25 protein-coding genes are annotated in these 21802 nt (G+C 50.1%); 21 read left to right on the top strand and 4 right to left on the bottom strand.

Annotated elements, in window-relative coordinates:
* The first annotated feature begins 96 nt into the window (after positions 1-96).
* The 4 genes from PXC00_RS13100 to PXC00_RS13085 all read left to right on the top strand — a co-directional run bounded on the left by PXC00_RS13100 (position 97) and on the right by PXC00_RS13085 (position 2500).
* Positions 97-999 carry a conjugal transfer protein TrbL family protein gene (locus tag PXC00_RS13100; protein ID WP_275844174.1) on the top strand — a complete coding sequence of 301 codons (903 nt, stop codon included), beginning with the start codon at positions 97-99 and terminating at the stop codon, positions 997-999.
* Positions 996-1559: a DUF7768 domain-containing protein gene (locus tag PXC00_RS13095; protein ID WP_275844173.1), complete on the top strand. Its 564-nt coding sequence runs from the start codon at positions 996-998 to the stop codon at positions 1557-1559. The genes PXC00_RS13100 and PXC00_RS13095 overlap by 4 nt, the downstream gene beginning before the upstream one ends.
* A gap of 13 nt (positions 1560-1572) precedes the next feature.
* Positions 1573-1830 carry a hypothetical protein gene (locus PXC00_RS13090; protein WP_275844172.1) on the top strand — a complete coding sequence of 86 codons (258 nt, stop codon included), beginning with the start codon at positions 1573-1575 and terminating at the stop codon, positions 1828-1830.
* 82 nt (positions 1831-1912) lie between these two features.
* Entirely contained in the window at positions 1913-2500 is a 588-nt protein-coding gene (locus PXC00_RS13085; protein WP_275844171.1) for a hypothetical protein, read from the top strand.
* 63 nt (positions 2501-2563) lie between these two features.
* Here PXC00_RS13085 and PXC00_RS13080 read toward each other — a convergent pair whose 3' ends face one another.
* Complete coding sequence (locus PXC00_RS13080; RefSeq protein ID WP_275844170.1) at positions 2564-3427, bottom strand: aminoglycoside 6-adenylyltransferase; 864 nt, start codon at positions 3425-3427, stop codon at positions 2564-2566.
* A 163-nt stretch (positions 3428-3590) separates the two neighbouring features.
* Here PXC00_RS13080 and PXC00_RS13075 point away from each other — a divergent pair, with 163 nt between their 5' ends.
* The 14 genes from PXC00_RS13075 (at position 3591) to PXC00_RS13010 (ending at position 18548) form a co-directional block, all read left to right on the top strand.
* Complete coding sequence (locus PXC00_RS13075; protein ID WP_275844169.1) at positions 3591-5432, top strand: VirB4 family type IV secretion system protein; 1842 nt, start codon at positions 3591-3593, stop codon at positions 5430-5432.
* Positions 5433-5454: 22 nt separating this feature from the next.
* Positions 5455-6489, top strand: coding sequence for an amidoligase family protein (locus PXC00_RS13070; protein WP_275844168.1), 1035 nt, complete (start codon positions 5455-5457; stop codon positions 6487-6489).
* 17 nt (positions 6490-6506) lie between these two features.
* Positions 6507-7013 carry a gamma-glutamylcyclotransferase family protein gene (locus PXC00_RS13065; RefSeq protein WP_275844167.1) on the top strand — a complete coding sequence of 169 codons (507 nt, stop codon included), beginning with the start codon at positions 6507-6509 and terminating at the stop codon, positions 7011-7013.
* Between the two features lie 6 nt (positions 7014-7019).
* A complete protein-coding gene (locus PXC00_RS13060; RefSeq protein WP_275844166.1) occupies positions 7020-8117 on the top strand; it encodes a M23 family metallopeptidase in 1098 nt (365 codons plus the stop codon).
* A gap of 14 nt (positions 8118-8131) precedes the next feature.
* Complete coding sequence (locus PXC00_RS13055; RefSeq protein ID WP_275844165.1) at positions 8132-9055, top strand: DUF6329 domain-containing protein; 924 nt, start codon at positions 8132-8134, stop codon at positions 9053-9055.
* 16 nt (positions 9056-9071) lie between these two features.
* On the top strand, positions 9072-9326 hold the full coding sequence (locus PXC00_RS13050) for a DUF6103 family protein (RefSeq protein WP_275844164.1): 255 nt from the start codon (positions 9072-9074) through the stop codon (positions 9324-9326).
* Between the two features lie 394 nt (positions 9327-9720).
* Positions 9721-10134: a hypothetical protein gene (locus tag PXC00_RS13045; RefSeq protein ID WP_275844163.1), complete on the top strand. Its 414-nt coding sequence runs from the start codon at positions 9721-9723 to the stop codon at positions 10132-10134.
* Between the two features lie 85 nt (positions 10135-10219).
* Positions 10220-10507 (top strand): hypothetical protein, encoded by a 288-nt coding sequence (locus PXC00_RS13040; protein ID WP_275844162.1) that lies wholly within the window; start codon positions 10220-10222, stop codon positions 10505-10507.
* Positions 10508-10744: 237 nt separating this feature from the next.
* Positions 10745-11932 (top strand): IS256 family transposase, encoded by a 1188-nt coding sequence (locus PXC00_RS13035; protein WP_275844161.1) that lies wholly within the window; start codon positions 10745-10747, stop codon positions 11930-11932.
* A 57-nt stretch (positions 11933-11989) separates the two neighbouring features.
* Entirely contained in the window at positions 11990-12580 is a 591-nt protein-coding gene (locus PXC00_RS13030; RefSeq protein ID WP_275844160.1) for a nitroreductase family protein, read from the top strand.
* 91 nt (positions 12581-12671) lie between these two features.
* On the top strand, positions 12672-15476 hold the full coding sequence (gene mobP3 / locus PXC00_RS13025; RefSeq protein ID WP_275844159.1) for a MobP3 family relaxase: 2805 nt from the start codon (positions 12672-12674) through the stop codon (positions 15474-15476).
* A gap of 14 nt (positions 15477-15490) precedes the next feature.
* Positions 15491-16450 carry a DUF3991 and toprim domain-containing protein gene (locus tag PXC00_RS13020; protein WP_275844158.1) on the top strand — a complete coding sequence of 320 codons (960 nt, stop codon included), beginning with the start codon at positions 15491-15493 and terminating at the stop codon, positions 16448-16450.
* Positions 16451-16467: 17 nt separating this feature from the next.
* Positions 16468-18279, top strand: coding sequence for a VirD4-like conjugal transfer protein, CD1115 family (locus tag PXC00_RS13015; protein WP_275844157.1), 1812 nt, complete (start codon positions 16468-16470; stop codon positions 18277-18279).
* An 11-nt stretch (positions 18280-18290) separates the two neighbouring features.
* The gene (locus PXC00_RS13010) at positions 18291-18548 is read left to right on the top strand and encodes a helix-turn-helix domain-containing protein (RefSeq protein WP_275844156.1); all 258 of its coding nucleotides are present in this window, start codon (positions 18291-18293) and stop codon (positions 18546-18548) included.
* A gap of 173 nt (positions 18549-18721) precedes the next feature.
* On the opposite strand, the gene PXC00_RS13005 is transcribed toward PXC00_RS13010, so the two are convergent.
* From PXC00_RS13005 to PXC00_RS12995, 3 genes are all read right to left on the bottom strand, one after another.
* Entirely contained in the window at positions 18722-19033 is a 312-nt protein-coding gene (locus tag PXC00_RS13005; protein ID WP_275844155.1) for a helix-turn-helix transcriptional regulator, read from the bottom strand.
* A 244-nt stretch (positions 19034-19277) separates the two neighbouring features.
* Complete coding sequence (locus PXC00_RS13000) at positions 19278-19766, bottom strand: HD domain-containing protein (protein WP_275844154.1); 489 nt, start codon at positions 19764-19766, stop codon at positions 19278-19280.
* Positions 19767-19777: 11 nt separating this feature from the next.
* Entirely contained in the window at positions 19778-20593 is an 816-nt protein-coding gene (locus PXC00_RS12995; protein ID WP_316935004.1) for a Crp/Fnr family transcriptional regulator, read from the bottom strand.
* Between PXC00_RS12995 and PXC00_RS12990 the strand changes: the two genes are divergently transcribed.
* The 3 genes from PXC00_RS12990 to PXC00_RS12980 are packed head-to-tail and all read left to right on the top strand — an operon-like array spanning position 20522 to position 21788.
* Positions 20522-21226, top strand: a complete 705-nt coding sequence (locus PXC00_RS12990; RefSeq protein WP_275844152.1) for a 4Fe-4S binding protein — start codon at positions 20522-20524, stop codon at positions 21224-21226. The genes PXC00_RS12995 and PXC00_RS12990 overlap by 72 nt on opposite strands.
* 11 nt (positions 21227-21237) lie before the next feature.
* On the top strand, positions 21238-21594 hold the full coding sequence (locus PXC00_RS12985; RefSeq protein WP_275844151.1) for a cupin domain-containing protein: 357 nt from the start codon (positions 21238-21240) through the stop codon (positions 21592-21594).
* The gene (locus PXC00_RS12980; protein WP_316935003.1) at positions 21591-21788 is read left to right on the top strand and encodes a ferredoxin; all 198 of its coding nucleotides are present in this window, start codon (positions 21591-21593) and stop codon (positions 21786-21788) included. The genes PXC00_RS12985 and PXC00_RS12980 overlap by 4 nt, the downstream gene beginning before the upstream one ends.
* Positions 21789-21802 lie beyond the last annotated feature (14 nt).

Below are 21802 nucleotides of genomic sequence, written 5' to 3'. Positions count from 1 at the left end.
CGCGTCACGCGTCATTTATAATAATTATTTTACCATAACTGAAACTGAAAAGCCAATACACATATGTTCCTCATCAGAAAGGGGTGATGACTTTCAATGTTCATATGGGACTTCGTCGCCGACACGGTCCTCGGTCAGATTGTGGATTGGATCTACAGCCAGATCGTGGGCTTTCTCGGCGATTTCTTCATGCAGATGGGTGACATGGGAGCCGATCTGTTCGAACTGCCGTGGGTGCAATCCATCGTGCTGTTTTTCTCTTATCTCGCGTGGGCGCTGTACGGCGTCGGCCTTGTGGTGGCCTGCTTTGAATGCGCCATCGAATATCAGTCCGGCAGAGGCAGCATCCGGGACACGGCGCTCAACGCCATCAAGGGCTTTATGGCCGTGGGCCTGTTCACGACAGTGCCGGTGGAGCTGTACAAGCTGTCCGTGTCCCTGCAGGGAAGTTTTACGGCTGGCATTACCGGGCTTGGCACCGACTTCGGGACGGTTGCCGCCAATATCATTGATACGCTGAAAAACGCGGGCGACGTGAATCAGGCCATGAGCAGCAACGTGTTCGGCGGCCTTACCGCTATCACGAGTCCGATTATGATGATCTTTATTCTGATCCTCATGGGTTATGCGGTCATTAAAGTTTTCTTTGCCAACCTGAAACGCGGCGGCATCCTGCTCATTCAGATTGCCGTGGGGAGCCTGTATATGTTCTCTGTTCCGAGAGGATATATCGACGGTTTCGTGGGCTGGTGCAAGCAAGTCATCGGACTGTGCCTTACGGCCTTTTTGCAATCAACCATCCTCATCGCGGGCCTTATGGTGGTCAAAGATCACGCCCTGCTCGGCCTGGGACTGATGCTGGCAGCGGGCGAAATTCCCCGGATCGCCGGACAGTTTGGGCTGGACACCAGCACCAAGTCAAACCTCATGGGAACCGTTTATGCGGCTCAGACCGCTGTGAACATGACGCGCACCATTGTACAGGCGGTGGCGAAATGAGTGAAAACAAGCTGGTCTATATCTGTTCGCCATACGCCGGTGACGTGGCGAACAATGTCAAATTTGCAAAGGCGGCCTGCCGGTATGCGATTCGGCAAAATTGCACGCCGGTGGCTGTTCACCTGTTATATCCACAGATTCTGGATGATGCTGTCCCTGCTGAGAGGGAAACCGGCATCCGGATGGGACTTCGGATCTTAGAGGCCGCCGACGAGCTGTGGCTGTGTTCCAGCCGAATCTCCGAAGGCATGCGCGCGGAACTTGCCGCCGCCAAGCGGCTCGGAATCCCTGTAAAAGAGATATCGGAAGCAGAAATTAAAGGAGGACTTTCTATGAATCAATATGGCGTATGGGCGGTTCGCAGCGCAAATTCCGTGTGCGGCGCGGCGCAAAGTTGGTGCAAGCACAATGGCGAGCCAGTCAAATTCGATACCTATGAGCAGGCGGCGGCACACGCGAAATCGTTGAACGATAACGCCTACAGTCCGAATGTTCATTATTACCCGAAAGAGATCGAACCGGAGCTGCGGCAATACCCCGGCATGAGCCTGAAACTCTGAAGGAGGCCGAAACATGTATATTTATCCTGACAACCTGAAGGCGAAGGCTACTCTGTGGCTGTGGCAGCTTCGGGATATCGGCGTGATCGGTGTGGGAGCGCTGCTTTCCATTCTCGCCCTGACGCAGATAAGATTTATACCGCCCATCGTCCTGACCGCCGTATACGCCTTCCTGACCATCCGTTTTGAGGACACAAGCATTCTGGATTTTCTCCGGTATGCTTGTGCTTTTTTTATCGGCAAGCAGCAAATCTATGAATGGGCAGGCTGATCCTGAACGCTAATCACGCAATCATTTATTGCGGAAGTCGCGGCGCAATCCCCGCGCCCCGGATTTCGCGGAAAGGAGAGCTATGAGCAGAAAGAAAAAAGAGGCCAAGCGGAAAGCCTCCACAAGGCAGCTTATGAATACCAAAGCGATCACCGACTACAGTTTGCAGACCTATGGTCACGGAGAACTGGTGTATTTTCAGATCAAGCCGAGCAACATTTCCGTTTTGTCGGAGGAAAGCATCAGCGCCCGGATTTATGCCCTGATGACCGTGCTGAAAGGGATCGCTGAAATTGAGATGCTGTGCCTCAACAGCCGGGAAAATTTTGAGGACAACAAGCACTTTCTTCGCAGCCGGATGGAGCAGGAGCAGAATCCCGTGATGCGGAAACTGCTGGAAAAGGACCTGTCCTTCCTTGACCGGATACAGGTGCAGATGGCCACAGCCCGTGAGTTCCTCATCATCATCCGTCTGCGCGACGAGAAGCAAAGCGAAGTATTCCCCTATCTGTCCCGGATCGAAAAATCCCTCAAGGAACAGGGCTTCATCGCAAGCCGCGCCGGGAATGAGGACATCAAGCGGCTGCTGGCCGTTTATTTTGAGCAGAACATGACCACGGAAAAGTTTGAGGATTTCGACGGGGAAAGGTGGGTCATATTGAATGAGTAAGAATGGGCCTACATTCTCGGCTTCCGATTTTGCTCATAATATGCCCAAAGTAATTGGGACGTTCTAATAAATCGTATCTGCATCGGGTGGTAATGCTCTGATATGTTTAAGATACCCTTTGCTATTATCAGCTTCGATTAAGTCATATGAAAAGTTTAATTTTTTACTCACTTGAATAGCAATTTCCTCAAATAAATCACACATGGTAAAAACAGCATCCCAGATGGCGTCTACTTGAGCTGCTGAATATGTTTGGAGATACCTCTGATAAATCTTTTTTGAAACATACTTGTTCATATATTTTGCGGATTTCCCCACGCTTACAGAAAATTTGTTTTCCATACCGATTTTCCATTTCAACAGTCGGCCAAGCATGGGCCTTATCTGAAAATCTATCATATCCATAACATACGGAATCTCTTCACGCCATAATCCTTTAGCAACATTATTTAAGCACCACCAGAATTCGTTACATGTACAGTGAAATTGTTCCGATGTTGGTTTTTTAACCCAATATCTTTCATCTGATAGCATCTGCTTCTCTGGCATGATGCTATCCTTATCCACCAAAGTTGTATATAATTCAAGATTACTTAACGCATTTTTCAATGTGCGCACATGTAAATCCAGTCTATTACCATCTAAAAACTGAATTAACCACCCATAACAATTATTAACATCGGACTGGTAATATACACTTTTTTCCGGATATTGCATATATAAGCGTGCGCCAAAACGGTTAATCCAATTTTTATCTTCTCTGAATGATTTTGTTTCCGTTACAACATACACTACATCATAATCTTGAAAAATATCCTGCGGTACATTTGGATTAGAACGTGAGCCTTCCAGATATGCCGCGCGAATACGGGAATCAGCGGTTGCAGTATCTATTATTAAATCAAGCATTTCTTCTCTCGAACGCATAGCAATACCTCTTTTCAGTTATCCACTTTATCTACGTGTTATATAAACAATGCGAATTTATATACGACCATTATACCATGTTTTTCCTCAGATTTGTCCAAAGCCGTCACAGAAATGTGGCGGCTTTTCTATGTTCAGAAAAATCAGAAAGGAAGTATGCCTCATGGCAAAACAGCCGAAAACCAAAGCTTCTCCGCAGGAGGATATTCATGTACAGGAATTTCTCGATATGATCGCGCCTTCCATCATCAAATTCAATACCGACCATTTCATCTGCGGCAATACATTCCGGTGTGTGTGGGCGCTTCGGGAATATCCGACATCCACCGATGAGCAGGCAATCCTCCGGCACCTCGGTGAAAAAGACGGCATCACGCTGCGGATCTATACCCGCCATGTCACGCCTGTTGAGGAAAAAAAGATCATCAGCAATGCCGCAAATAAAAACCGCATGAACAAGAGCAACACCAACGATCTGCAGCAGACCGTGCTTGCCGAAAGCAATCTGCAGGATGTGGCGACCATTGTGGCGCAGATGCACCGTAACCGTGAGCCGCTGCTCCACGCCGCCGTATATATTGAGCTGTCCGCTCACGATATGGATCAGCTCAAGTTGCTGCAGACCGAGGTGCTGACGGAGCTGATCCGCAGTAAGCTCAATGTCGACCGGCTGATGCTCCGCCAGCAGCAGGGATTTCTCTGCGTCATGCCGAGCGGCTGGAACGTGTTCGGCGACCAGTTTGAACGCGTTCTTCCCGCGTCGTCGGTTGCCAATCTCTATCCCTTTAACTACTCCGGCAAGACCGATCCCCACGGTTTCTACATTGGGCGGGACAAATTCGGCAGTAACGTGCTGGTGGATTTCAACCGCAGGGCCGATGATAAAACCAACGCCAACATCCTTATTCTCGGCAATTCCGGTCAGGGCAAGAGCTATCTGCTCAAGCTCATCCTGTGCAATCTGAGGGAATCCGGCATGAATGTAATCTGCCTCGATCCCGAAATGGAGTACGAGGATCTCACCAACAATCTCGGCGGCTGCTTTATCGATCTGATGTCCGGGGAACATATCATCAATGTTCTGGAACCAAAAACATGGGACGAGCAGGATTGCGCGGATGCCTGCGAGGACGGCGAGTATGTGCCGGAAGCCTTCCGGAAAACCAGCAAGCTCAGTCAGCATATCAGCTTCCTCAAGGATTTTTTCCGGACATACAAGGATTTCACCGACCGGCAGATCGACGTGATCGAAATCATGCTCCAGAAGCTCTATGAGAAATGGGGTCTTACCGATCACAGTAACTTCGACCGGCTGAAACCTGCGGATTATCCGATTCTGTCCGACCTTTACGCGCTGATTGAGGACGAGTATAAAAATTATGATACGGGCAGCCGCCAGCTCTACACCGCCGAGCTTCTGCAGGAAATCCTCCTTGGCCTCCACTCCCTGTGCAAAGGGTCGGAGGCCAAATTCTTTGACGGGCATACCAATATCACGGACGGCAGTTTCATTACTTTCGGAGTGAAAGGTTTGCTGCAGGCCAGCAAAAGCATCCGTAACGCCATGCTGTTTAATGTTCTTTCCTACATGAGCAACGAACTGCTGACCACCGGAAACACCGCCGCCAGTATTGATGAGTTCTATTTGTTCCTGACCAATCTCACCGCCGTGGAGTATGTCCGCAACTTCATGAAACGTGTCCGCAAAAAGGACAGCGCAGTGATCCTTGCCAGCCAAAACCTTGAGGACTTCAACATCGAGGGTATCCGGGAATACACCAAGCCTCTGTTTTCCATACCGACACATCAGTTTCTGTTTAACGCCGGGAATATCGACGCGAAGTTCTACATCGATACGCTCCAGCTTGAACAGAGCGAATACAATCTGATCCGCTACCCGCAGCGGGGCGTGTGCCTTTATAAATGCGGAAACGAGCGGTACAACCTGATGGTGAACGCGCCGGAGCATAAAGCGGCTCTGTTCGGAAAAGCGGGCGGGCGCTGATGGGAGGAAGTGAAAAAATTGTATGGACATGAAGCAGCAGCGATTCGGCATTGAAATCGAGCTGACCGGAATTACCCGCAAGGCCGCCGCTGAAATTGCCGCCGAGCATTTTGGCACTGCCGCCAATTTTGACGGCACCTATTACAACACCTACAGCGCACTGGACGATCAGGGACGCAAGTGGAATTTCATGAGCGATTCCAGCATTTCGGCGCAGAAAAAGTCCGGCGGGCAGGTCATATCAGCCTCCGACGAGTACAAAACCGAGATGGTCAGCCCCATCTGCCGGTGGGAGGACATCGAAACCGTACAAGAGCTGGTACGTAAACTCCGGAAGGCAGGGGCCATCGCCAACGAGAGCTGCGGCATTCATGTTCACGTGGATGCCTCTCCTTTTAATGCCAACACCCTTCGGAATATCACCAATATCATGGCCAGCAAAGAGGATCTGATTTACAAGGCGCTGCAGGTTACCGTGGCAAGGCAGCACCGCTGGTGCAAGCCGGTAGATGCCCGTTTCTTGGAGGAACTGAACCGAAAAAAGCCGAAAACGCTGAACGAGGTCAGCCGGATCTGGTACAACGGCGGCGACCGCAGCAATATCCACTACGATGACAGCCGCTATCACTGCCTCAATCTGCACAGCGTATTCCAAAAAGGCACGGTGGAATTCAGGTCGTTCAACTCCACCACTCATGCCGGAAAAATCAAGGCGTATATCCAATTCTGCCTCGCTATTTCCGCACAGGCGCTGAACCAGCGGTGCGCCAGCCGACAGAAAACGCTGACCACCAACGAGAAATACACCTTCCGCACCTGGCTTCTGCGGCTTGGTCTGATCGGCGATGAATTCAAAACCGCCCGCACTCATCTTTTGGAGCATCTGGACGGCTGCATTGCGTGGCGCGATCCGGCGCAGGCCGAGAAGCAGAAGGAACGGATGCGGCAGAAAAAAGAACAGGAGCAGACGCAATCCGCGCCCGCAGAAACAATCGAAAGCGGACAGGAACAGGCCGGGGATCAGGAAGAATCCCCGGCCTTTGTCATGCGCATGTGAGAAAAAGGAGACGGATCATGAGTACGAAAAACACGTTGTATATCGCCTACGGCAGCAACCTCAGTTTGCCGCAGATGGCGTTCCGCTGCCCGACTGCCAAGGTGGTCGGCGCAAGCGAAATCAAGGGATACGAGCTGCTGTTCCGGGGAGGCCGGAAAGGAGCCGTGGCAACTGTAGAACCTTTTGAGGGCGGCTCGGTGCCTGTGCTTTTGTGGAAGATCAGGTCCGGTGACGAGCAGGCCCTTGACCGTTACGAAGGGTATCCTCACTTTTACCGCAAAGAAATGATGGAGGTGGAGCTGAAAGGAAAAGCTGTTCCGGGCATGGTCTATGTGATGAACGGAGGCCATGAGTTTGGCGCTCCCTCTGATTTTTACCTCAACACTATTATGGAAGGATACAAAACAGCCGGGTTTGACACGGATTTTTTGGATCAGGCTGTTGAAAAATCCATCCGTTTGGCAGCGGAACAGCAGGAAGCGGAAGCTGTGCAGGGCAGCCTGTTCGGCCCGAAATGGTGGTGATGCCCCATGGCTGATCCGGCAACCATTGCCCTTGCGGTAAAAACAGCCATTGCCGCCGCGTCGGACAAGCGGACGTGGAAAGCCGTCGGTGTGCTGATTGCCGCCGTTCTGACTCCCTTCATTTTAATCATCGTAATGATCATGAGTTTGTTGTCCGGAACGGCGCAGCACAACGACTCCGCTGTGGATCTGGTTTTCAACGGCGGCTCCATCTCGGCACAGGTACCCGCTGAATACAGGCAGTACATCGAAGATATGCGGAGCAGCTTCTCTGTCTTGGACGGGGCTGTGTCGGAGATCACGCCTCAGATTGAAAGCGGTGGCATTGACGCCACCCGTGTGAAATCTATTTTTTATTCTCTGTATTTCGGCGCTGAAAATCTCCGAATGGACAAAAATGACTACCGAAAATTTACCGATGCTTTCATCCGGTACGAAAAGCGAACTCGTACTGTTACCGACAAGGACGGCAATAAGACGCAGGAAGCCTACACCGTGGCTGTTCCGATTTCCGACCTGAATGAAATTTACGCCAACCTTGAAAGCGCGCTTGGCAGAACGATCACCAACGAAAACAAAGTCAACGCCGCTCAGATTTACAGCCGTGTGCTTTATGGCCACAGTCTGCCGGAGAATGAAAACATCGGCGAGGATGAATGGAAAAAAGGTGTTGGAACAGATGGACCCTACACGGGCGGCGGTAATTTTGCCAGTCCTCTCGGGGCGAACTGGCGCGGCATGGTCACTTCGGAATTCGGCTGGAGGCCAAATCCGTTCGGCGGCAGCGGCGGCGAAGGACACTCCGGTCTTGACCTCGGTGCACCAAAAGGTACACCAATTCATGCCGCCCGCGACGGTGTGGTGAGCAGCGTAATAGACTCCGGCAGCAGCGGCTACGGATATCATGTGGTCATCGATCACGGAGACGGAATGGTTACGCTGTACGGTCACTGCTCCAAGGTATATGTCCGTTCCGGCCAAGCTGTGAAGCAGGGCGACGTTATCGCAGCGGTGGGCAGCACGGGGCGCAGTACCGGAAACCATCTTCATTTTGAAATTCGCATTAATGGAAAAGCGGTCAATCCGAGAAATTACTTACCTTAAGGGAGGAACGAATCATGTTAAAGACCAAGGCTGTATTTGAAAGAAAGCTGGATTGCTTCCAGCCGCAGGAATGTGTGATCGAGGCAATCGAAGAACTGTCGGCAACGGAATTCAAAGACTTTTGTGAAAATATGCTGGCCGACAGGGACTTTATTGCCGACCGTATCGGTGATATGTATGTGGACGGGAATGGAGTGCAGCACGGGCTGCTGGTACTCGGTGAAGATACGGACGATGCTGTTCTGGTGGACAGTTCCGGCTATTCCTACGGCAGGTATACCGCTTTTCTTCCAAACTTCAGGCCCTATGTGAACCGCCAGATTTCACTGCTGGCTGATGAGATCATCAGGGACGGCACTCAAAAAACCGAAAATGGCGATTGGGAGATTTCCTTTGATGAGATCGAGGAACGGTACGGTGTTCACGTTACACCGAACAACGGCATCGGTACCATGCTGCTGAATGCGTTGTCCGCCAGTGATGAGGTAACGGAAATTGAACCGATGGAGGACAATTTTGACATCACCTATTATCTTGATTACTGCCCCAAGTGCGACGGGCAGCAGGAAAAAGGTTCCGAAAAAGCAACAGAGCAAATTGCCCCGGCTGCCAAGCTCCATGATCTGCTTCACACCAAATGGGAGGACATCCATCTCATCCACCACGAGATTGAAAACGAGCCGTCCACCATTGTGGAGCTGGATGAATCTACGCTGACCGAAGCCGGAAAGGAAGCGTGGGCCGATGTTCTGAACGCGGATGTCCTGCGTGTTTATACCGGCTATTACGGTTTGCAGATGGAGCTTGCCGGTGTGAAGGCCAGCCGACTGGATGCGTTCTCTTCCATGCTGGCTGGCTTCTGCTCCGTTCAGGACTATGAAAAATGGGTGAACGAACCGGAGGATCAGCCGTCGCATACCCCGGAAATGAAATTATGAAATGGAGGAAACCAACATGAAAAACACAAATTTAACCGTTTCTTTTGATACGGAAAAGCTAGACGCCCTGACCTATCACATGGACAAAAAGGACGCGGATCTGCAGACGGAACTGCAGGATACCGTTCAGAAGCTCTATGAAAAGTACGTTCCGCAGGCTACCCGAGAGTACATTGACGACAAGCTTTCCCGCGAATCTGCTGAAAAACAGAAGCCAAAACATCCGGTACACCCTGCTGCATCAAACAGCACTGTGGACAGTCTGGCGTAATGATCAAAAGCGTTGACGCGTGTTGGCGGCTGTGTTGCCCCGTGTGGCTTTTTATGAGGCCGAGTAGCATCCGTATACCTGTTGGCAGCAACTGCCCCACGTTGCGCCCATTTGACGGAAATGTGAGAAATGTCCTGATTGCCTTGGAATGGCTGCATCCCTGAGGCAGACTGGCAGGGTCGAAAGTGGTGCTGGTTAAAGGCTTTATGCTGCTTTCGCAGCCTAAAGCCGGAAAACACCGACCGGCAAAGCCGTTCGGGGATTGCGAAGTGGCATAACTTTCTGCCCGATAGCTCAATTTGTTATGCTGGATTTGGCAAAAGGCAAACTGTTCCGGGCATTCAGGGCGTTTTCTTTGCATACCAACCTTATCGTCAGAAGGAAAGGAGAAATCATGGCAAACGAACTGGAAAAAGTACGCACCGGCTTTTATATTGAAAAGGAAATGCTGGATCAATGTGATGAACTGCTACCTGTGGCAAACGTGAAATCCAGAAATGAGTTTGTCACCGAGGCGCTCAAATTTTACTGCGGCTACCTGACTTCTCAGAAGGCAGAAAACTATTTGCTGCAGACTTTGTCCTCCGTGCTGACTGCTACCGTTCATGACAGTGAAAACCGCATCGCACGAATGGATTTCAAAATGGCCGTGGAGCTTTCCGAGCTGGCGCATGTGATTGCCTGCTCGCACAACATCGACGAAACGGCTCTGCACAAGCTACATCTGAAATGCCTGGACGAGGTGAAACGAATCAACGGTGCGGTGGATTTTGAAAGCGCGTATAAATATCAGAAACGGGAAATCTAAAAAAGAAAACTCGATCTGTTGATTTTGGGTATGGACTTCGCCCCGAAGTCTGTTTATGTTGTAGTCAAAAAGGAGTGATTTCAGAATGGACAAACAGGAAATCGCGGAAATGGCAATCCGTGAGCTGACGGAGCATGCGTTGTCGCAGCGGAGAGAAAATCTATGTGAGGAAGAACAGAAACTCCATAACGAGGTACGAAATTTAAGTACGCAGGCCCACGACATTGTCGCGGAGCTGTCGCCGGAGCAATGCAAAATCCTCACCGACTACTTTGAGAAAACCAATCTCATCGCGGATCACGAGTGCTCGTTCCTTTATGTGCAGGGCGCGAAGGACTGCGTGGAGCTTCTCAAGAAGTTAGGTGCGCTATAAGGAAACATATGGTAGACGGCCTCTGCGAAAGCAGAGGCTGTTTTACATAGTTCGGTGAAGCTTTTTGAAAAATGTGATATAATTAATGCTTAAATAGGTGTATTCAAATTCGATTACAAGAGAGGCTACACTGATAGAGTACAATAAAGTTCGCAATTTCGTGAAGGTTATAGAAAAGCCATTGGGACTCCGGTAAAATGAATGGTGTCTAGACATTCAAAGAAGGAGTTGGCCCCAATGGCTCAAAGAAAGAATAACACAGATCTTACGGAATTGCTACTGAAATGTATGGCGGAGCCCGACCCAATGCTCAGCATGCTGGAATGGCTCTGCGCTCAACTCATGGAGGCGGAGGTTTCTGGAATCGTAGGCGCGGAAAAGAATGCACACAGTTCGTCCCGCAGTGACTACCGCTGCGGATACCGGCCCCGGCGGCTGGACACTCGCGTAGGAACAATGTATCTCATGGTGCCAAAGCTGCGCAGTCATGGATACATCCCGTTCTTTGTCACGGAACGCAAGCGCGGCGAGGCGGCGCTGATACAGGTGATTCAGGAGGCGTTCGTGCAGGGTGTGTCTACCCGGAAGATGGAAAAGCTGGCTCACAGTCTGGGAATAGAGAACCTTTCCCGCAGTCAGGTCAGCGAGATGACAAAGGGTTTGAACGAGCAGGTACAGGAATTTCGCGGCCGTTCTCTCGCGGATTCCCATTATCCGGTGCTCTGGACGGACGCCCTGTACGAAAAAGTCCGTATGGATGGCCGTGTCGTCAGCATGGCGGTAATGGTTGTCTGCGGCGTCAACGAGCAAGGGCACAGGGACATTCTCGCCGTGGAACCGATGTTGGATGAATCCAAAGAGAGCTATTCCCAGTTGTTTCAAAACCTTTTGGATCGCGGCCTGAAAACGCCGCTTCTGGTGGTTTCCGATGCGAACAAAGGGTTGATTGCCGCCATCCGACAAAGTTTTCCCGGCGCTTCCTGGCAGCGCTGCAAAGTGCATTTCATGCGAAATATCCTGGCGCACGTACCGCAGAAGGAAAAGGAAGCCTTCGCGGCCCAGCTGAAAGAAATCTGGCTGGCGCCTTCCGTCCAATTAGCGCGGCAGCGCGCAAAACAGTTGTCGGAGCAATACGGGAAGAGATTTCCCGGAGCGATTGAGCTTCTGGAAAATGGGTTGGAAGATTCGTTGGCTTTTTATGCATTCTCCGATCTTGACGCACGTAAAATCTCATCCACCAATATGCTCGAACGGCTGAACAAGGAAATCCGGCGCAGAACCAGCGTCGTCGGAATATTCCCAAACAACGATTCCTATCTGCGGCTGGTAACGACATATCTCATGGAATATGCCGAGGACTGGTCTGTTTCCAGAGCATATTTGAATCCCAAATCCATTCAGACACTTTTGCTAAACGCAGCTTAATTCATTTTCCGGAATCCCTAAATTGCGAACTTCTCTTGACACTAGCGCTACACTGAAATGTTATCAGCAATAAAAAGCAGAAGAAGCATACGAAAATATAAAAACATAGATGTGCCAAAACAAATGATAAAAGAAATTCTGCAATCAGGGATACTGGCACCATCTTCGAAAAATCGTCAGCCTTGGAAATTCATTGTGGTGACGGGCAATGCAAAGAATGACATGATCGCGGTCATGCGTAAAGGGTTAATAAGAGAGAAAACAAAACCACTTCTTTCAGAAAGTGTGCAATATCTCAGTGGCGCGGAATATACTCTGAAAATCATGGAACAGGCGTCCGTTGTTATTTTTATTGCTAATTCACTTGGAATGGATCTTCATACTTCTTTGAATCCCGAAGAACGCATTTACGAAATTTGTAATGCTCAGTCGATAGGGGCAGCTATTGAAAATATGACGCTCACAGCCACGGAACTTGGGTTAGGTAGCTTATGGATTTGCGATACATTTTTCGCATATAAGGAATTGTGTGATTGGTTAAACGTTGATGGAGAACTATTTGCGGCAATGACAGTTGGATATGCCGACGAAAATCCTTCTGCTAGACCCAGAAAAAATCTGGATGATGTTGTTGAGTGGCGTGATTAAATTTCAGCTTGTCGATTAACCAGCTTTATACTTAGGGCGATCCACAGAGGTCGCTCTTTTTCTTTGCCCAAAACACAGAAAGGAGGCCGCCATGCCCAAAATTATTTTTACCTCCCGTTATATGCGGGATGCCCCACCGGAGCAGCTACAAAACTACGTCAAATACATTGGCACCCGTGAAGGTGTAGAAAAAATTGACGAAAGCAAACCGCAACTCCCGGCGACGGAAAATCAGCAAAAGCTGATCCGCCAGCTTCTTCGGGACATTCCATCCGCAAAAGATATGCTGGAATACAGCGATTACCTTCTGTGCCCCACAAGGGAGAACGCTTCCGAGTTGATCTCCTGCGCTTTGGAACAGAACCTCGATCTGGTCGGCAAGCGCGAAAATTATGTGGATTATATTGCAAACCGCCCCCGCGTGGAACGTATCGGTGAGCACGGCTTGTTCACCGATGCCGGAACCCCGGTGATCCTGTCTCAGGTGCAGGATGATGTGGTCAATCACAAAGGGCCGGTCTGGACACATGTGATTTCCCTCCGGCGTGAGGACGCTGCCCGTCTCGGATATGACAGCGGCAAACAGTGGCGGGAACTGATCCGCAGCAAACGGGCCATGCTGTGCAAGCACATGAAGATCGACAGCGAAAACCTTCGCTGGTACTGTGCGTTTCATAATGAAGGCCATCATCCGCATGTGCATCTCATGATCTATTCTGCGAAGGACAATGACGGTTTTCTCACTGAGCCTGCCATCGAAGCCATGCGCTCCGAATTGGCGCACGATATCTTCCGTCAGGACTTCGCTCAGATTTATGATCAGCAGAATCAGGCGCGGAGCGACCTCAAGCAAGGTACTGCGGATATAATAGACGAACTGCTGCGGCAGATTTCCTCCGGTGTCTGCGAAAACAAGGCAATCGAAGAAAACGTTTTGCTGCTCTCCGAACGTCTTCAAAATACAGGAGGAAAAAAGATATACGGGTATCTCAAGGCCGATGTAAAGGCTATCGTCGACCGGATCGTGGATGAGTTGGCCAAAGACGAACGCGTTGCAAAGCTCTATGCCGCATGGGGCGGCTGGCAAGATGAAATCTATCGAACGTATACCAATCAGCCTCCACCCATGCCGCCGTTATCCCAACAAAAGCAATTCAAAAGTATCAAAAACATGGTGATCGCCGAAGCAATGAAAATCGGCGGTTGCCATTTTTCGTTTGAGGATGAGTCCATGCCGGAGCCGGTGATGCCGCCGGAAGGTCTTCCCGATACTTCCGGGCCGGAAAACGAGCTGCCCGATGAGCCTGTCGAAATCGCATTCCATGCCGCATGGAGTGAGCGATACAAACAGGCCCGCGCGTATCTCTACAGCAGCGATACAGTAAAACAGAACTTTGACGAAGCATTTCGATTGTTCCTGCTAGAAGCGGAATCCGGCAATGCCCTCGCCATGCACGATCTCGGCAGAATGTTCGCAGATGGCCTCGGCAGGGAAACTGATCCGGCAGCCGCTCATGCGTGGTATGAAAAGGCGCTCTCCGCTTTTCTCAATGTGGAAGCGGAAAAGCATAAGCCTTATCTGCAATACCGTATCGGGAAAATGTACGCTGCAGTATTGGGTACTCCACAGGATTATGAGCAGGCCGCCTTATGGTTTCAGAAAGCGGTTTATAAAAATCACAAGTACGCTCAATATTCTCTGGCCGGTCTGTATCATCGCGGTCAGGGTGTTGCGCAGGATTATGAAACAGCCTTCGAGTTATACCGACGATCTGCTGATCAAGGCAACCCCTATGCGGATTATGAGATTGCAAAAATGTTCCGGGACGGAATCGGAACACAAGAGAATACGGACAAAGCCGGTGAACACTTCAAACGTGCCTTCACCGGCTTTTCTTCTTTGGAGGCTGAAAGCCATGACGATAAACTCCAATACCGTCTCGGCCAGATGCTCTATACCGGAACCGGCACGCAGAAAGACATTCTTGCGTCATTATTCTATTTTGAGAAGGCCGCCAAGGTTGGAAACGGTAACGCGCAGTACATGCTCGGAAAGCTGCGGCTTGAAACCGATACCGGTGATCCGGAGCAGGCAATCGAATGGCTAACCAAGGCTGCTGACAGTGGAAACGCGGCGGCACAATATGTGCTTGCCAAGTGCTACCGTGATGGTACCCATGTGCAGAAGGATATACAAAAAGCCGTGGAGCTTTTCACTTTATCGGCAGAACAGAAAAACGAGTACGCCGCCTATCAGCTCGGCAGGCTTTATCTCTCCGGCGAGGACATCCCAAAAGACGCAGTGGCTGCGGTCAAGTGGCTCACGCTTTCTTCCGACCTCGGCAATCAGTATGCTCAATACACCTTGGCGAAGCTGTATCTTGTCGGAGAAGATGTTCCAAACGCAATCCGGCTATTCACTCTATCGGCAGAACAAAAAAATGAGTACGCGGCATATCAGTTCGGTAAGCTCTACTTCGCCGGTGAAGATGTTCCGAAGAATGTGGAGGCCGCTATCCGCTGGCTGACCGCATCCGCCGAACAAGGAAATCAGTATGCCCAATATGCTCTCGGAAAGCTGTATTTCTATGATGGCGATGTTCCCCGCGATAAGGAGAAAAGCCTGTACTGGCTTTCGCTGTCTGCACAGCAGGGAAACGTTTATGCGCAATTTCTTATTGACCGTATCAACGAATACCGCAATCCGTCTGTACTGCTGGCGGCGACGAGACTGATGCACCGGCTGGAGAATCTGTTCCGTGAGGATTATCACAAGGCAACTGGCAGCGCTGCTTTCCGTATCGACCGGAAACGCCTTCGCAAGCTGAAGGAGAAAAAGCAGGCACAGGGCCATGCCCGTGACGATCACGAGCAGCAACATCAAATCACGTTATGATTGGAGGTTTTGCCATGTCAGGCTATGTGCATTTTACAGAAGGAGAAAAACAAAGGGCCAATTCGGTGGATCTGGTTGACTTTCTGCAGCGGCAGGGAGAGAAGCTCCTGCCCTCCGGTCGGGACAAACGGCTGGCGTCGGATCACAGCATCACAATCCGGGGCAATCAGTGGTTCGACCATGCTTCGGAGGAAGGCAGCCATGCCATTGATTTGGTGCGCAGACTTTATCACCTGTCCTTTCCGAAAGCTGTTACGCTTCTTCTCGGCGGTGAACAAAAAATTGAATACCGGCAGAGCGGCGGGAATAGAGAGCCGGAGCCAAAAAAGCCGTTCAGCTTACCGCCGCCCAATCCCAATATGCGCCGCGTGTTTGCTTATCTCATAAAGCAGCGGTTTATTGACCGGAATGTGGTAGCCTGTTTTGCAAAAGCAAAGCTGCTTTATGAGGACAAGGAATATCACAATGCCGTGTTTGTCGGGGTGGATGGAAATGGTATTCCCCGCCATGCCCATAAACGCGGTACCTACACCGGAGGCAAAAGCTACAAGGGCAATGTGGAGGGCTGTGATCCCCGGTTCAGCTTTCATTACACCGGAACCGGCGACAGTATCTATGTGTTTGAAGCGCCCATTGATCTGCTTTCTTTTCTTACGCTCTATCCGCAGGACTGGAAGCGGCAGAGTTATGTTTCTCTCTGCGGCGTCGCGGAACACGCTCTTCTGGAGCAGCTGCAAGAAAATTTGAATATCCGGAGGGTGTTCCTTTGCCTGGATCACGACGAGGCGGGGATCAAGGCGACGGAGCGCCTCGAAGAGATTTTACAGGAACACAGATATTCCGATGTATCCGTGCTGCAATCGCAATACAAGGATTGGAACGAGGATCTTAAGGCGCGGCATGGTGTGAATCCGCTTCCCGCCGAGGAACTGGAGGCCGAAAAACAGCACTGCGGAATGAAAATGACGATGTAAAAATGGAGGTGGAAATTATGCAGTCATCGCAAATTATTACATTGCTTGTGGTTGGGATTGGGATGTTCGCCGTCATTGGGTTCATCTCTCTACTGGCGCACTACTATACCCTCAACGGAATCAAATCCAAAACGGTTGGCGACGGTCAGCACGGAACGGCGCGGTTCGCCACCGAAAAGGAAATCCGGCAGACCTATACCCGCGTCCCATTTGAGCCGGAAAAATGGCGGCAGCATGATGCTGGACCCAATTCGTCTGCGGAGCAGCTTCCGCAGGGACTGATTGTCGGTTACAAAAAGAAAGGCGGCTCCGTCACCGCGCTGGTGGATATCGGGGACATCCACTGCTTGATGATCGGGGCCGCCGGTGTCGGTAAAACCGCGCATTTTCTCTATCCGAATATCGAATACGCCTGCGCGTCCGGGATGAGTTTTCTCTGCACCGATACCAAGGGCGACCTGTTTCGGAACTATGGGGGCATCGCCAAAGAATGCTACGGTTACAATATTTCCGTATTGGATCTCCGCAATCCGACACGCTCGGACGGTGACAACATTCTGCATCTTGTCAACAAATATATGGATGCTTACAAAGAGAATCCGGAAAATCTGTCCTTTAAGGCCAAGGCTGAAAAATACGCCAAGATCACAGCCAAGACCATCATCACCAGCAGCGGCGAGGACTCGGCGAACTACGGGCAGAACGCCTTCTTTTACGATGCCGCCGAGGGCCTTCTGACTTCGGTGATTTTATTGATCGCGGAATACTGCTCCCCGGAAAAGCGCCATATCATTTCGGTGTTCAAGCTGATACAGGATCTGCTGGCACCCTCGCCGGTGAAGAACAAAAGCCTGTTTCAATTGCTGATGGATAAGCTGCCGCCCGACCACAAGGCTAAATGGTTCGCGGGGGCTGCGCTGAACACGGCAGACCAAGCGATGGCCTCTGTGCTTTCCACCGCCATGTCACGGCTCAACGCCTTTCTGGATTCCGAAATGGAGCAAATTCTGTGTTTTGACAGCACATTGGACACGGAAACCTTTTGCCGGGAGAAGTCGGCAATCTTCATCGTCCTTCCGGAGGAAGATAACACAAAATATTTTATGGTGTCGCTATTTTTACAGCAGCTTTACCGCGAGATGCTGACCGTTGCCGATGAATGCGGCGGTAAGCTGCCGAATCGCGTGATGATTTTCGCCGACGAGATCGGCACCATCCCCAAAATCCAGTCAATGGAAATGATGTTCTCCGCAGGCCGTTCCCGCCGTATCAGCATGGTACCGATTATCCAGTCCTTCGCGCAACTTGAAAAGAATTACGGCAGAGAAGGTTCCGCCATCATTTCTGATAACTGTCAGGATATTCTGTTCGGCGGCTTTGCGCCCAACTCCGAAAGCGCGGAGATACTCTCCAAGGCCCTCGGCAACCAGACTGTCATGTCTGGCTCCATCAGCCGGGGGAAAAACGATCCGAGCCAGAGTTTGCAGATGATCCAAAGGCCGCTCATGACACCGGACGAACTGAAAACGCTTCCCAAGGGAAACTTTATTCTTGCAAAGACTGGCTGCTGCCCCATGCGCACCAAACTGCCGCTGTTTCTCAAATGGGGCATTACATTTGACAAAACATATGAAGTAGATGAACGGGCCACCCGCAAGGTGTCCTACGCCGACCGCTTCGAGCTGGAGCAGGAAATCCTAAGGCAGAATTGTGCCTACGAAGACGACTATGACGAATCCCCCGAACCTCCTGACGCCGCGACCGGAGGAATTGCTCATACGCCCGCGCCGGAACCGCCAGAGCAGATGCCTGCGCTGCGGACGGATTAGGGGGCGGCGCTGTGGGTTATTTTACATCTATCTATGCGGAAGATCTGCCGCACCGGGCCAAAACCGTTTATATGTACCTTCGGGATCGGGCAGACCGGGATGGGAGATGCTACCCGGCCATCGGCACCATCGCCAAAGAACTGAAGCTCTCACGCAGTACCGTCAAACGCGCTATCGCCGACCTTGAAAAGACCGGCCATCTTTTCAAGGAGCAGCGGTGGCGTGAAAACGGCGGCAAAAGCAGCCTGCTCTACACGCTGAAGCTGTGAAAAAAGAAATCGGGCCGCCAAGGGGCAAGTGTGTGTTTCCCTTGGTCTATGGCATGGCTCATGATGAACCATGCAGGGAAGGACTCACTCTATCAGAAATTTATCAACAGAGAAAAAACAAGCTGATACTTTCAGAAAAAAAGCCAACCTCCGAAAAAAAAAGTATCTCCCAGTTATCTGGAATCCAGCAGCGCGCGGATGGTCGCGGTTGCTACATTGGTTTCCCGTTCGTCGCACAACTGGATCATGTGGATAAGGTGTTCTTTTTTCTTGTCTGTATGTTGGATTTCCGGATAAAAGATTGTATCCGCAGAAATTTTTAAAGCCCGGATCAGTTTAAACAGCACCTTCATGCTCGGCTGTCTGTTTTCGTTTTCAATGGCCATGATGTACCGGGTTGTAATTCCCGACTGTTCCGCAAGCTCGTCCTGTGTCAGTCCTGCGGATTGCCGCGCGTCTTTGACGATCTGGCCTAATATGTTCATTGATTTCTCCACTGTCAGTTCACCTCCACCGATTATTGTACAGGATGGATATAGGAGTGAGAACGTACTGACAGTGGCTGTTGCAGCGAACAAAATTTTTGCTAGAGCTATTTTGCTGAGTGAGGATAAGGTATCCTTATATTCTTTTAAACAAGGTCAGACCATCGGTTAAAACTGCACTTTTTGCTTAATTGCTTCGTTGCTTAACTGAATAAATTTATGTGCTTTGTGATTTTCAGGATTCTTATGCAAACATCTTCTTACATATAGCCGACCCACTTTTAGTCCGAAAAATGTGATTTAAGGCCGACTCGCACGCAGCCTTTGACTCATTGCCTTCGAAAAGGTTGACCAAAAAATCCGACTCAACAAGGATTTGGTAATCCATGCTGTCAATATTGGAATAAGTGTGATGATGCCCAACCAAATAGCATACCCGCTCGATTACTGCAGCGTCATAGCCAAGGCGTTCGAGCATATCTTTCGCAATTGCAGGACCCTCAGTTTCCTGCAGCTTACCATTACAGTCGCCGTATTTCTCCTCACACAGCTTAATGCCGATGTCGTGGACAATAGCGGCGGTTTCAAGAATAAATAAGGTGTTTTCATCCAGCTTTTCAAGCGTACCGATAAGTTTTGCAAAGCTGTGGACTTTGATGAAATGCTGGATGCGTTTTGGATCGCCGGTATAGTAATCGATCATATCCATAATTAGTCTATTCGTTTCTTTCATAACCATTCTCCTTATAGCAATTTAAATTGATTTTTGCGGAATGACAACATTCCATCATCCCGAAGCTTGCAAAGCTCGTTCGACATAGCGCTGCGATCAACGCAGAGATAATCGGCCAACTCCTGCCGGTTAAATGGAATCGCAAATGCACTGCTCTTTGCCGCGATCGCCTGAGCAGACAAATAGGACAGCAGCTTTTCCCGCGTTGTACGGTTTGCTGTATACTCCATCTTTTGTGTGAGCAAGATATTTCTGTTTGCCAATATCCGCATCATATTATTGATCAATGCAGTATGAAAAACGCAGGCCGATGTGCAGGTGGTTATAATACGCTTGTAATCAATAAATAAAACCTCCGTCTTCTCGGAAGTCACGACACTTACAGGCAGCTTATCCGTATCAGAGCATGAAAATGATTCGGCAAACAACTCGCCGCCGGATATCTTTGAAATGATTGTCCGGTTGCCCCAATAATCCTCATTGATAATATTTACACTACCGCTCAAAACGATGCCTACTTCTGTCGGAACGTCTCCTGCCGACAGAATAAAGGCGTCTTTTTTGTATTCAGCCTCCCGCGCGGATAGGCACTTCAGCATGGATTCTATATTCTTTTCTTCAATTCCGCAAAAGAGTGCGGATCGTTTTAGAATTTCAAATTTATTTTCCATGTGCCCTCCATTCGTTGTAAATACAACGGACTTATTGTCTTCATCATAGTACAATGGCATCACAAAGTCAAGGAGGCGTCTAAAATGGTAAGAAAAATCATTCACATAGATTCGGAAAAATGTAACGGCTGCGGTATGTGTGCCGCCGCTTGCCATGAGGGAGCCATCGGTATGGTCGAAGGCAAGGCAAAGTTGTTACGTGAAGATTACTGCGACGGGCTTGGAGACTGCCTTCCCGTCTGTCCCACTGGGGCTATTTCTTTTGAAGAGCGCGAGGCGAATGCGTTTAACGAAAAAGAGGTGCAATTACAAATGAACGAGAATAGAACCCCTGTCTTCAGCGGCTGTCCGGGAAGCATGGCAAAAGCGATCCAACGTCCTGAAGCTTCTCACGTGGAAGAACAGAAAACACAACCGTCTGAAAGTGAACTGACGCAGTGGCCGGTACAGATCAAGCTTGTGCCGGTAAACGCCCCCTATTTCGACGGCGCCAATCTTTTGGTGGCAGCGGACTGCACGGCGTTTGCCTATGGAGGTTTTCACCGGGAATTTATCAAAAACCATATTACCTTGATCGGCTGCCCCAAGCTGGACGAGGGTGATTATTCGCAGAAGCTTACCGAAATCATCAACAGCAATAATATTAAGAGCGTCAAAGTAGTCCGGATGGAAGTCCCATGCTGCGGTGGAATTGAAAATGCTGTGAAGCAGGCACTTGTGAACAGCGGAAAAATGATTCCGTGGCAGGTTGTTATTATTTCAACAGACGGCAAAATAATTGAAGAATAGGAGATGGATTTATGTCGGAAATATTTATCAAAAACATGGAACACGAAACCGTACTGAATCTGGCGGAACAGGTAAAAACATTGCCGGGGCAGGTGGTCAGCAAGACGCTGGCGCAGAATGACGCGATCAGCATCACGCTTTTCGCGTTTGACAAAGGGGAGGAAATCAGCACCCATGACTCTGACGGCGACGCCATGGTGACGGTGTTGGAAGGAACAGGCCGTTTTACCGTCGACGGCAAAGAGCATATCGTGAGCGCCGGTGAAGTGCTCATTATGCCGGCAAAAAAGCCGCACGCGGTCTATGCACAGGAAGCCTTCAAAATGCTTCTTGTGGTCGTATTCCCCAATGACCGGCAGAAAGGATGACGAATATGAAAGTAACAATCGACCGTTCTGGCTGCATAGGCTGCGGGCTTTGTGCCGAAACCTGCCCGGAGGTTTTCAGAATGAACGAAGACGGCAAGGCCGAGGTCTATGCCCAGCCGGATAAAGACTGCGAAAATACTGCTGCGGAGGCCGCTGAGAATTGTCCGGTTGCCGTAATAAAGGCGAAAGAATAAATTTAAAGGAGAAT

Source organism: Caproicibacterium argilliputei, assembly GCF_029211325.2.
In the GTDB taxonomy this organism is placed as follows: Bacteria; Bacillota; Clostridia; order Oscillospirales; family Acutalibacteraceae; genus Caproicibacterium; species Caproicibacterium argilliputei.
Note: the sequence above shows the minus strand (reverse complement) of the source record. Positions and strands in the feature narration are given on the sequence as shown.